Source organism: Glaciimonas sp. GNP009 (assembly GCF_054343755.1).
In genome coordinates this window covers 1,427,435-1,439,209 of the sequence record NZ_JBTGUV010000004.1, presented here as the reverse complement: position 1 = coordinate 1,439,209, position 11,775 = coordinate 1,427,435, and the positions used below count along the sequence as shown (strand labels likewise).

Genomic DNA, 11,775 nt, shown 5'->3' with positions numbered 1-11,775 from the left:
TGACAACCGGAGCGTCAAGTTGGGGGTGTCCGGCAAGGGACGCCCGCCTTATAGTTCCAGGACTCAGGAGTCCTTCCAGGTTGTCACGCAATTTCACTTGTCTAAGTATTGGTTAGCGCTAAAAATCTACGTTAGCGCGTGTTGATGGAACTTCCTGATTCGTATCGGATGGCGTGCCGAAACGCGAATGAAGCCAGGTCATGTTTATTCTTCCGTGACCTTCTTGACCACTGCGTAACGCGCCAGTGTCTGTTTACGTGCTTCATCATGTTGGATCAAAGGTCTTGGGTAGTCGACGCCCAGCTTAATTCCTGCGTCGGCCAGCGTGTCAGCGTCGGCCAGCCATGGAGCATGGATGGCTTTGTTGCTGAGTTTGGCCAATTGGGGAAGATAGCGGCGGATAAACTTGCCTTCACTATCAAATTTTTCCGATTGGGTAATCGGATTAAATATGCGGAAATAAGGTTGGGCGTCACAGCCCGATGATGCTGCCCATTGCCAGCCGCCATTGTTGGCCGACAGATCGAAGTCATTTAGTTGCGCAGCAAAGTACGCCTCGCCCCAACGCCAGTCGATACCAAGGTCTTTGATTAAAAATGACGCCACTACCATTCGCAGACGGTTGTGCATATAACCCGTTTGATTGATTTGCAGCATGGCGGCATCAACCAAGGGATAGCCAGTGCGGCCATCGCACCATGCCTGAAAAGCGGCCTCCGCAGGAGCGCCGGTCTCCCATTGAATCGCATCGTAGTCCGGTTTGAAGGCGCGTTGGGCGACATGCGGATGGTGATGCAGGATCATAAAATAAAAGTCGCGCCACACCAACTCCGATAGCCATACCGAAGCACCGCTTCCTTCGATTCCTTGTCGCATCGCCTGATAGGCATTCCGAGCCAGTGTGCGGATAGAAATGGTCCCAAACCGTAAATGGACGGATAAATAGGACGGCCCCTTCACAGCCGGAAAGTTGCGCGTCGTGTCATATCCGCCAATGCGCGGCATGAAGTCTTCGAGCAATTCTTCTGCGCCGGCGATGCCGGTAGGAATTTTCAGCTCACTTAAATTGGTCTGAGTAAAGCCCAATTCTGACAACGAAGGGATCGGTACTGCATTCTCTGGCGGTATGGTTGCCAATCGGGATGCATAGGACGAAATCGGATAGGGCTTGAGGAAGAACTCACCGTCCGCCGCGGCAAGTCGTTTCATCCATGCATTTTTGTACGGTGTAAATACCGAAAAAGGTTTGGCGGAGAGCGACAATATTTCATCGGTTTCAAAAATCACCTGATCTTTGTAACTGTGCCAGATGCAACCATTTTTGGCCAAAGTGGCTTTAACTGCGTTGTCGCGCGTAACCGCCTGTGGCTCATAATCACGATTGGTGAATACTGCGTTGACGTCAAGTTCGCTTGCTAAAGAAGAAATTTCTGGCAATGCCGAGCCATGTCGGACGATCAAACCACCACCCAATTCTCGTAACGCTGTGTCTAAAGCCATGATACTGGCATGAATAAATTCAACCCGGCGGTCGGCGGTCAGCCCTGCCTCGCGTAGCGGTTGCAGAATATCGGTGTCAAATACAAATACACAAAAGACGGCGCGACTATTCTTTAATGCATGATGCAACGCGGCATTGTCGAATACGCGCAAATCGCGACGAAACCAGACTAGGGACTTGTCAAATTGGGGCATATTGATGGGTGATGGGAAAAGAAACGGGTGGACATCGAACCATTGCTAAAAGTCATTATTTCGAGAAAATTATCTTAGCAAGTCAGATTCTGGGCAAATGAGGCTACTTTACGCGAGGTCAGCAGCTATTCAAAGCAGGATAGTCACATTTAAAAATGATAAAATGCAGATTATGGCTAAGCTACTAAACCCCTACGAAACATTCTGGCAGCCCGACCACGCGGTAACTTCTTCCTCTGAGGAAGCAACGGCGCTTGACCTGACTAATCATTTTTTGATTGCCATGCCCACGATGCAAGATCCCGTGTTTGGCGGCAGTGTCGTCTACCTGTGCGAGCATAACGCCAACGGCGCACTTGGGGTGGTGATTAACAAGCCCACCGATATGACAATGGACGTATTGTTTGACCGAATCGAACTGACGCTCGAAATCGCGCCGCAGCATACGCATGCCGTTGCGTACTCCGATAGCATTAGCAAGTTTGGCGACAGCATGTCTACTTGCCCAGTCATGTTTGGCGGTCCGGTACAAGTTGAGCGTGGCTTTGTGCTGCACTCTCCGCTCAATACCTATTCTTCGACGCTCAAAGTCACCGATCAGATTGCGATGACGACCTCCAAAGACGTACTGGAAGCGGTTGCGCATGGCAACGGTCCTGCACAAATCCTGGTCAGCCTGGGTTGCTCTGGTTGGGAAGCTGGCCAACTTGAAGAGGAAATTGCGCGCAATGGCTGGCTGACCGTCGCGGCAGATCCTACTATTATTTTTGATTTACCGATTGAACAGCGGTTTTTGGCAGCCCTGAAACTACTTGGTATCGATCCTCATATGCTGACAGGGGAATCTGGCCGTGCTTGAGTTGATGTCAGGCCGGCGGAATATTGCATTTCGACCTGGATTTAAGGTTGCAATGACCGCGGCGGTGCGCTAGTGGAAACGATCCTGGGCTTTGATTTTGGTCTTAAACGCGTTGGCGTAGCAGTTGGTAATACCATGATGAAGCAGGCGCAACCGTTATCCATCATCAGCGCCATCAGCAACGATGGCAAGTTTGAAGAAATAGCTGTTTTAATGCGCGAGTGGCAACCGGCCCGTTGCATTGTCGGTTTGCCTTTGCACCCAGACGGCGCAGATCATGAGATGACTGTGCGCTGCCGCCGGTTTGCCAACCAGTTACACGGGCGCTATGGCGTCGCCATCGTACTAGTCGACGAGCGTTATTCGTCGGCCGTGATTGCGCACCAGCGCGGCGAGTTGATTGACGATCGCGCAGCGGCGATCATCTTGCAACAATACTTTGATGAGTTGAGTGAATGAGCTGTGCGCGCAAGGTTGAATCGGGGCGCGCATCCCACACTCAATGGCGGCGAACCTTAATGAGATTTATTTAATAAAACTAATTTAATAATAAACTTTAATAAAAAAACTTAAAAAAAACTTAACCAGACTGATTACTTATAAAAAAGATAAATTTTCATGACAATAACTCACTCACCAGATTCATCCTATGATGCTGAAGCGTTATATCGGATATTGGAAGCGCAGGTAATCGCCGGTTTAGCCAACGCCGATAAAATTGCGGTGGTCGGCATCTATTCCGGCGGTGCGTGGCTTGCTGAACGGTTGGTGGCCGCATTGAACCTGTCTGACAAAGATCGCCTGGGGTTTATCGATGTCTCCTTTTATCGTGATGATTTTGCCGAAAAAGGGCTGCGTGCCGACATCAAGCCGACCCATATTTCGTTCGACGTCAACGGTGCTACCATTTTGCTGGTGGACGACGTGCTTTACACAGGCCGCACTACGCGAGCAGCCATCAATGAATTATTTGACTACGGTCGTCCGGCAAAAATCATGCTGGCGGCATTGATTGATCGCGGTGGGCGTGAATTACCGATTTCGGCTGATTTTGTGGCCGAAACTATCACGTTGCTGGCTGGCGAATCATTAGAACTTCATCGCGCCGAAAATGGCGAACTCTCTTTGACTGTGCATCACAATGCTTAATCCCCAACTGAATAAAAACGGCGAACTACAACATTTGCTGACCATCGAAGGACTGCCGACCTCAGTCGTTACGCACATTCTCGACACTGCATCATCGTTTGTGGGTATCAGCGACCGCGACGTTAAAAAAGTACCGTTAATGCGCGGCAAAAGCGTATTCAATCTATTCTTCGAAAACTCCACCCGTACGCGTACCACTTTTGAAATTGCATCGAAGCGCTTATCGGCAGATGTGATCAACCTGAACATTTCTGCCTCCAGCGCAAGCAAGGGCGAGTCATTGTTGGATACCATCGACAATCTGGCCGCCATGCACGCCGACATGTTCGTGGTACGCCATTCGCAATCGGGCGCGCCTTATCTGATCGCTAAACATCTGACGGATACTAAACAGTCCCACGTACACGTTGTCAATGCCGGTGACGGACGTCATGCGCACCCGACACAGGGCTTGCTCGACATGTACACGATTCGTCATTACAAAAAAGATTTTACCAATCTGACCGTTGCGATCGTTGGCGATATTTTGCATAGCCGCGTCGCGCGTTCCGACATTCATGGGTTGACAACATTGGGCGTGCCGGAAGTGCGCGCAATCGGCCCGCGCACGCTATTGCCGAGTGGCTTGGAGCAAATGGGCGTGCGGGTTTTCACCGATATGAATGAAGGTTTGAAAGGCGTCGATGTCATCATCATGTTACGCCTTCAAAACGAGCGTATGACCGGAGCGCTGTTGCCGTCGGCGCAGGAATTTTTCAAGAGCTACGGCCTCACGCCAGAGCGCCTGGCGCTGGCAAAACCGGACGCCATTGTGATGCACCCTGGGCCAATGAACCGTGGTGTCGAAATTGATTCTGCCGTGGCTGATGGCGCGCAAGCGGTGATTTTGCCACAAGTGACTTTTGGGATTGCAGTAAGGATGGCGGTGATGAGTATTTTGGCAGGAAATTAAATGTGCGGAAAATAATGCTCGCCGGTCGATGAGGACGCATGAATATTCATGCGCCGATTTATACACTACCGCCGGGCATACGGATCAACATAATCGCTGGTTTGCTAAGCCAATAAGTAACTAACTTATTGGCTTACTTAGCAACTTACTAAAGACTTGACCAACGATTTTGTGTCATTAAAAAACTCGCTAAGAAAAAATTTATACATGAAACTGCACATTAAAAACGGTCACCTGATTGATCCTGCAAACGGTATCGATGCCAAGCAAGATCTGTATATAGCCGATGGTAAGGTAATCGCTATTGGCCAGCCTCCCGCCGATTTTGTTGCGGATAAAACGATTGATGCCAGTGGGTTGATAGTCGCTCCTGGCCTGGTCGATCTGAGTGCGCGTTTGCGGGAGCCGGGTTACGAATATAAGGCTACGCTTGAATCGGAAATGCAAGCAGCCATGCAGGGCGGAGTGACTAGTCTGGTTTGCCCGCCAGACACCGATCCAGTGCTGGATGAACCTGGTCTGGTGGAGATGTTAAAACATCGCGCCAAGTCGTTAAATCAGGCACACGTCTACCCGCTCGGTGCGTTGACGGTTGGCTTGAAAGGGCGAGAGTTGACTGAAATGTCTGAGTTGACCGACGCCGGGTGTATTGGATTTTCTCAGGCCGATGAACCGATTTTGGATACAACCGTACTATTGCGCTCGCTGCAATATGCGCAGACGTTCAATTACACCGTATGGTTGCGTCCGCAGGATCCGTATCTTGGGCACGATGGTATCGCCAACAGCGGGGCGGTAGCGTCGCGTTTGGGATTGTCCGGCGTTCCTGTCATGGCCGAGACTATCCGGTTGTACACCATTTTTGAATTGGTACGGGCAACCGGCGCACGCGTGCATTTATGCCGAATTTCTTCGGGAGCCGGTGTTGATTTGGTACGGTTGGCGAAAAAAGAAGGTCTGCCGATCACGTGTGACGTCGGCGCGCATCATATTCATATGACTGAAGTGGATATTGGCTTCTTTGATTCGAATGCGCGTATGACGCCACCGTTCCGTTCGCAACGCGACCGTGACGGAATTCGTCAAGGTTTGCTGGATGGCACCATCGATGCTATCTGCTCAGACCACACGCCAGTTGATGACGATGAAAAATTGCTGCCGTTTGGAGAAGCAACGCCAGGCGCTACGGGACTTGAACTGCTGTTATCGCTGGCGCTCAAGTGGGCCGAAGAACACGTGGCACCTTCTGAGCAACCACTCAGCCGTGCATTAGCAAAAATTACCAACGATGCGGCCCGCGTAGCCGGTTTGTCAGCCGGTCAACTGAATGTGGGCAGTATTGCCGACATCTGCCTTTTTGATCCGTCGGTACGTTGGACGGTGGATGCTAAATCACTGGCGAGTCAAGGTAAGCACACGCCATTTTTGGGTTACGAGTTAACCGGCCAGGTAAAAGCGACGATCGTTGCTGGCCACATTGCTTACGAACGCTTACTTGATGGCGTTGATGGCGTACCTAAACGCGCATGATCGCCTATCGGCTGTTCAGGATAATCGCGCATCTGTTCGCCGGTCTTTTGACCTGCGCGTTAGTGTTTCCGTTTACCGATGCTGCCGGTCGTCATTGGCGCATTCGTCGTTGGTCAATCAAGGTATTAGCTATTTGCCGCGTAACCGTCGAAGTCAGTAATCCGTATCAACGTGACATTGCATCGCCAGCGTTGATCATCGCCAATCATGTCTCGTGGCTAGATATCTTTGTGATCAACTCAACAGAACCTTGTCGCTTTGTCGCAAAATCAGATATCCGTGACTGGCCGTTAATCGGCTGGCTGTGCGCGCAGGCCGATACAATTTTTATTGCGCGTGGCAAGCAGCGCGATGTGCGTCGGATTTTTCAGGGCCTCGTCAGCAGTATCCATGCCGGCGAGCGCGTCGCCTTTTTCCCTGAAGGCACAACTGCTGCACAAGGCGCAATATTGCCATTTCATGCAAATTTGTTTGAGGCGGCGGTTGATGCGCACGTGCCGATTCAGCCCTACGCGTTACGTTATGTCGATGCAGCCGGTCAATTGCATCCGGCTGCAGATTTTATCGGAGACATGAGCTTTGCTCAAAGCATGATTGCAATCATGAAAGCAGCACCTATTAAGGCAGAGTTGATTCAGCTGAAATCAATTGAAACAGCAGGAATACATCGACGCGATCTGGCGGCGATTGCTCACGTCGCCATTGCGGAAGCGTTAGGGCAAAGGCGACCAGAAGAGCAAGTTGTCAGTATGGCCAGTGTTGGAAATTAGAGCGATAGTGGAAAAGTGCAGAATAGTCATTCTGCACAAGTACGGTGCTCAACAGACGCTTAGTAAAAAAAAGACCCAAAATTAACTCGGTTTTTGTGATTCTGGACAGCTAACCTGAAACAAAGCACGGTCTTCAAGCCGTACAGCAGTCAACTTCCCACCCCACACGCAACCGGTATCAAGACCAATTAAGTTCGGTCTCAAGGTCAGACCCAAAGTCGACCAATGTCCGAATACAACGGTAACGTCTTTTGTCTGGCGCTGGGCTACGTCAAACCAAGGCAGATAACCGGGCAACGCTGTTCCCGCGCTTTCCTTTGCCGCAAATTCCATCGTTCCATCCTCGGTACAAAATCGCAGTCGGGTCAAAGCATTCACGATGCAGCGTAAACGCGCGTTACCTTGCAATGTATCGTCCCAGCGCGTCGGTTCGTTACCATACATTTCACGTAAAAAATTAACCCAATCCGGACTCTGCAACACCGCCTCAACCTCTCGTGCAAGTGCTAAGGTCTGGGTTGCCGACCATTGCGGCAAAACGCCCGCATGCAGTAACAAATGACCATTTTCAAACAAAGCCATTGGTCGTCGTCGTAACCAGTCCAGCAGTTCGTCGCAGTCCGGTGCATCCAACACTTGCGCCAGGGTATCCTGTCGATGCAATTTGCGAATCCCATGCGCCGCCGCTAATAAATGCAAATCATGGTTGCCAAGCACTGCCTGCGCGCGATCCCCAAGGGAACGTATTAATCGTAAAGTAGCCACTGAGTCCGGCCCCCTATTGACCAGGTCACCAACAAAAATTAATTTCGCGTCTGGTGTCGCAGCGTCAATTTGCGCAAGCAATTCGACCAGACTTTGATAGCAGCCTTGCAGATCGCCGATGGCGTAAGTATGGGTATTGTTAGTTGTCATGGTTTGATTGGATGGCTGATAAATGAATGCCTTATTGTAGGGCATTCATTTTATGTTTCAGGTTGGTCCTGATATGTCGCAGGTAAAACTGCATTAATCCACGAATTGGTATTTTGAACGCGGTTAATGGTTGATTCCCAGAGGGTTGATTGCTAAAAAATTAACCGAGAACCAGCATTTTATCGGTCTCGACTTTTTTTGCTTTAATTCATTTTAGATTGTATCTAAATGGCATTTGTGGCATCACAACAGAATGATACTTTGCAACAAAATGTTACTTTAGGTGCCTTTTCTCAGGGGAAACGAAATATAAAGTGCTGTTTTGGTAACTTAATGACCGCGATAATAGTGGATAATTATGGGCTAGTGGCAAATTGGTGTATTTCCCTGTACGACATTCTTTTTGAGTCGGGTAGATCGCTATCATTTTTAAACGCATTCAGGATACCCACATGATTCTCATTACTGGCGGCGCCGGTTTTATCGGCTCTAATTTTGTACTCGACTGGTTGGCACAAAGCGATGAATCGGTAATTAATCTCGATAAGCTAACTTACGCCGGCAATATTAATAACCTCGCCACCGTTAATGAGGATCAACGACATATTTTTGTGCATGGGGATATCGGTGATACCGTACAAGTTGCCGCACTGCTGGCCCAATATAAACCACGTGCCGTTGTTCACTTCGCCGCAGAAAGTCATGTTGACCGTTCAATACACGGACCTGCTGCGTTTATCGAAACCAACGTTAATGGCACTTTTGGTCTATTGGAAGCAGTGCGCGCCCATTGGTCAGTTTTGCCTGAAACCGATAAGGCCGCTTTCCGTTTTCTGCACGTGTCGACCGATGAGGTATACGGCACGCTGGGCGCAGACGATGCGCCGTTCACAGAAACGACAGCATACGCCCCGAATAGCCCTTACTCAGCCTCGAAAGCCGCATCAGATCACCTGGTGCGCGCCTATCACCATACATATGGCTTGCCGACGCTAACCACCAATTGCTCGAATAATTACGGGCCGTATCATTTCCCCGAGAAGCTCATCCCGCTCATTATTACCAACGCCCGTGCAGGGAAGCCGTTACCCATTTATGGCGACGGTCAGCAAGTGCGTGACTGGCTCTATGTCAGCGATCATTGCGCCGCAATTCGTCGTGTTTTAGAGGCAGGACGGCCAGGCGAAGTCTATAACATCGGCGGCTGGAACGAGAAAGCCAACCTGGATGTGGTCCATGTTTTATGCGACATCCTGGATGCCCTCGATCCAAAAACGAATGGCAGCTACCGCGATCAAATTACTTACGTAACTGACCGTCCCGGGCATGACCGCCGTTACGCAATTGATGCAGGAAAAATTGCTCGAGAGCTAGACTGGAAGCCAGCTGAGACTTTCGAAACAGGCATTCGCAAGACGGTCCAGTGGTATCTTGATAATCAGCCTTGGGTGAACAATGTTCAGTCAGGCGATTATCTGAAATGGGTTGAGCAAAACTATAGCCAACGTAAAGCCAGCGAGGAGATCAAGTAATGACGTTAGCACGTAAAGGAATTATTCTCGCAGGTGGGTCAGGCACCCGTTTATATCCAGTCACCATGGCGGTTTCCAAGCAGTTACTGCCGGTCTATGACAAACCGATGATTTACTATCCGCTGACCACGTTGATGTTGGCGGGTATTCGCGAAATCCTGATCATATCGACACCGCAAGACACCCCGCGCTTCAAGGAACTGCTTGGTGATGGTAGTCAATGGGGTCTCGCTTTAACCTATGCAGTACAACCGACACCCGACGGACTGGCGCAGGCTTTTATTATCGGACGCGAATTCGTTGGTGATGCGCCATCAGCTTTGATCCTCGGCGATAACATCTATTACGGTCATGATTTCGAAACGCAATTGCGGGATGCGTCTGCTCGGGCCACGGGTTCGACCGTGTTTGCCTATCACGTGCAGGATCCGGAGCGATACGGTGTAGTCGAGTTTGACGGTGAACGCCGTGCAGTCAGCATTGAAGAAAAGCCAGCGCATCCGAAGTCTAACTATGCGGTTACCGGTTTGTATTTCTACGATCAACAGGTCTGTGATATCGCAGCCAGTATAAAACCCTCCGCACGTGGTGAATTAGAGATTACGGACGTGAATCGGGTTTATCTTGAAACTAATCAGCTTAATGTGGAACTAATGGGCCGCGGTATGGCGTGGCTGGATACTGGCACGCATGAATCTTTGCTGGAAGCAGGTCAATTCATTGCGACTATCGAAAATCGTCAAGGTTTGAAAGTCGCTTGCCCAGAAGAAATCGCTTTTCGCAAAGGGTATATCAGCGCCGAACATCTCGAAGCGCTTGCGCAACCATTAAAGAAAAATGGCTACGGTCAATATTTGCTGCGATTACTGACAGATAAGGTTTATTAAAGATGCACATTCAAACAACCGATATTCCCGACGTACTCATCATCGAACCCAAAGTATTCGGTGACGATCGAGGATTCTTTTACGAGAGTTTTAACGAGCGCACCTTTCAAGAACTGACCGGTGTCACGACCACTTTCGTGCAGGATAATCACTCCAAATCGGCTAAGAATGTGCTGCGCGGTTTGCATTATCAAATCCAGCAACCACAAGGTAAATTGGTCCGCGTCGTAGCCGGCGAAGTATTTGACGTTGCCGTCGATATCCGCAAAAGTTCTCCTACATTTGGTCGTTGGGTCGGCGTGGTCTTATCGGCTGAAAATAAGCGTCAAATGTGGGTACCACCGGGCTTCGCGCATGGCTTCGTCGTGACCAGCGATTCTGCTGAATTTCTTTATAAAACAACCGATTATTGGGCGCCAGAGTTTGAGCGCTCTATTCTCTGGAATGATCCCGCTATCGGCATAAAGTGGCCGATCGAAGGTAGCCCATTGCTGTCGGGTAAAGACCAGATCGCAGCATTGCTCGGCGATGCCGAGGTGTTTCCATGAAAATTTTGGTGACAGGAAAAAATGGCCAAGTAGGATATGAACTTGAGCGCAGCTTAAAAGGTCTGGGCGAGATTATCGCAGTTGATCGCAGCCAAATGGATCTGTCTAACCTGGATCAAGTGCGTGATGTCATTCGTACAGTTAAACCGAACCTGATCATCAACGCCGCCGCATACACGGCGGTAGACAAAGCGGAAAGCGAGCCAGAGCTGGCGATGCGCATCAACGGTGAAGCGCCAGGAGTGATGGCAGAAGAAGCACAAAAACTTGGTGCCGCGATGATTCATTACTCAACTGATTATGTGTTTGATGGCACCAAAAAGAGTCCGTACACAGAAGAAGATATTACCAACCCTCAAAGTGTGTACGGCCGCACCAAACGAGAAGGGGAAATTGCAGTAGCGAAGGAGTGTGAAGCGCATTGGATCATGCGTACCAGTTGGGTCTATGGCGTGCACGGCGGCAATTTTCTAAAAACAATATTACGTTTGGCCCAAGAACGGGAAGCTATTCGGATCGTGGCTGATCAAACCGGCGCCCCAACTTGGGCGCGTACTATTGCTCGTGTAACAACTGCCGCATTAGAGACGCAAGAATCGACTTGGAATCACATTTTAGCAAGTGCCGGCATTTACAATTTATGCGCCAGTGGTGAGACAACGTGGCACGGCTATGCGAAGCGTGTGGTTACACTGGCAGGACTTAATGGTCTGGCGCTTATGCTTTCCCTTGACGCTATTGAACCGATCCCAACCGAAGCTTATCCTCTTCCGGCGCCAAGACCGGGTAACTCTCGTTTAGCGACAGATAAATTACAAAATACGTTCAAACTTGGACTGCCGGATTGGCATACCGATCTGGATATTTGTTTAAGTGAATTGATACAAGGAATAAATGATAAACCATAATATCTGCTCAATCGCTGAAGACGAGTCGTT

General features: G+C 49.8%; 12 protein-coding genes. 10 read left to right on the top strand and 2 right to left on the bottom strand.

Translation table 11 applies throughout. The features are described 5' to 3' along the window. Positions 1-204: 204 nt before the first annotated feature. Positions 205-1,695, bottom strand: a complete 1,491-nt coding sequence (locus ACXX82_RS07310; RefSeq protein ID WP_323506695.1) for a cryptochrome/photolyase family protein — start codon at positions 1,693-1,695, stop codon at positions 205-207. Positions 1,696-1,978: 283 nt separating this feature from the next. Between ACXX82_RS07310 and ACXX82_RS07305 the strand changes: the two genes are divergently transcribed. The 6 genes from ACXX82_RS07305 to ACXX82_RS07280 all read left to right on the top strand — a co-directional run bounded on the left by ACXX82_RS07305 (position 1,979) and on the right by ACXX82_RS07280 (position 6,955). Beyond that, positions 1,979-2,554: a YqgE/AlgH family protein gene (locus ACXX82_RS07305; protein WP_416186848.1), complete on the top strand. Its 576-nt coding sequence runs from the start codon at positions 1,979-1,981 to the stop codon at positions 2,552-2,554. Between the two features lie 72 nt (positions 2,555-2,626). Continuing rightward, entirely contained in the window at positions 2,627-3,013 is a 387-nt protein-coding gene (gene ruvX / locus ACXX82_RS07300) for a Holliday junction resolvase RuvX (RefSeq protein WP_322233179.1), read from the top strand. A 159-nt stretch (positions 3,014-3,172) separates the two neighbouring features. Then, the gene (gene pyrR / locus ACXX82_RS07295) at positions 3,173-3,703 is read left to right on the top strand and encodes a bifunctional pyr operon transcriptional regulator/uracil phosphoribosyltransferase PyrR (protein WP_322233177.1); all 531 of its coding nucleotides are present in this window, start codon (positions 3,173-3,175) and stop codon (positions 3,701-3,703) included. Continuing rightward, positions 3,696-4,655 (top strand): aspartate carbamoyltransferase catalytic subunit, encoded by a 960-nt coding sequence (locus ACXX82_RS07290; RefSeq protein WP_322233175.1) that lies wholly within the window; start codon positions 3,696-3,698, stop codon positions 4,653-4,655. The genes pyrR and ACXX82_RS07290 overlap by 8 nt, the downstream gene beginning before the upstream one ends. Before the next feature lie 207 nt (positions 4,656-4,862). Then, entirely contained in the window at positions 4,863-6,185 is a 1,323-nt protein-coding gene (locus tag ACXX82_RS07285; RefSeq protein ID WP_322233173.1) for a dihydroorotase, read from the top strand. After that, complete coding sequence (locus ACXX82_RS07280; RefSeq protein ID WP_323506693.1) at positions 6,182-6,955, top strand: lysophospholipid acyltransferase family protein; 774 nt, start codon at positions 6,182-6,184, stop codon at positions 6,953-6,955. The genes ACXX82_RS07285 and ACXX82_RS07280 overlap by 4 nt, the downstream gene beginning before the upstream one ends. Before the next feature lie 81 nt (positions 6,956-7,036). Here ACXX82_RS07280 and ACXX82_RS07275 read toward each other — a convergent pair whose 3' ends face one another. Continuing rightward, positions 7,037-7,870: a symmetrical bis(5'-nucleosyl)-tetraphosphatase gene (locus tag ACXX82_RS07275; protein WP_323506692.1), complete on the bottom strand. Its 834-nt coding sequence runs from the start codon at positions 7,868-7,870 to the stop codon at positions 7,037-7,039. Positions 7,871-8,322: 452 nt separating this feature from the next. Between ACXX82_RS07275 and rfbB the strand changes: the two genes are divergently transcribed. From rfbB to rfbD, 4 genes are read left to right on the top strand one after another with little or no spacing between them, the layout of a single operon-like run. Then, entirely contained in the window at positions 8,323-9,402 is a 1,080-nt protein-coding gene (gene rfbB / locus ACXX82_RS07270; protein ID WP_458562696.1) for a dTDP-glucose 4,6-dehydratase, read from the top strand. Further along, positions 9,402-10,289: a glucose-1-phosphate thymidylyltransferase RfbA gene (rfbA, locus tag ACXX82_RS07265; RefSeq protein ID WP_322233164.1), complete on the top strand. Its 888-nt coding sequence runs from the start codon at positions 9,402-9,404 to the stop codon at positions 10,287-10,289. Before rfbB ends, rfbA begins: the two co-directional genes overlap by 1 nt. A 2-nt stretch (positions 10,290-10,291) precedes the next feature. Further along, complete coding sequence (gene rfbC / locus ACXX82_RS07260) at positions 10,292-10,837, top strand: dTDP-4-dehydrorhamnose 3,5-epimerase (RefSeq protein ID WP_323506690.1); 546 nt, start codon at positions 10,292-10,294, stop codon at positions 10,835-10,837. Then, a complete protein-coding gene (rfbD, locus tag ACXX82_RS07255; protein WP_458562695.1) occupies positions 10,834-11,745 on the top strand; it encodes a dTDP-4-dehydrorhamnose reductase in 912 nt (303 codons plus the stop codon). The genes rfbC and rfbD overlap by 4 nt, the downstream gene beginning before the upstream one ends. The last annotated feature ends 30 nt before the right edge of the window (positions 11,746-11,775 follow it).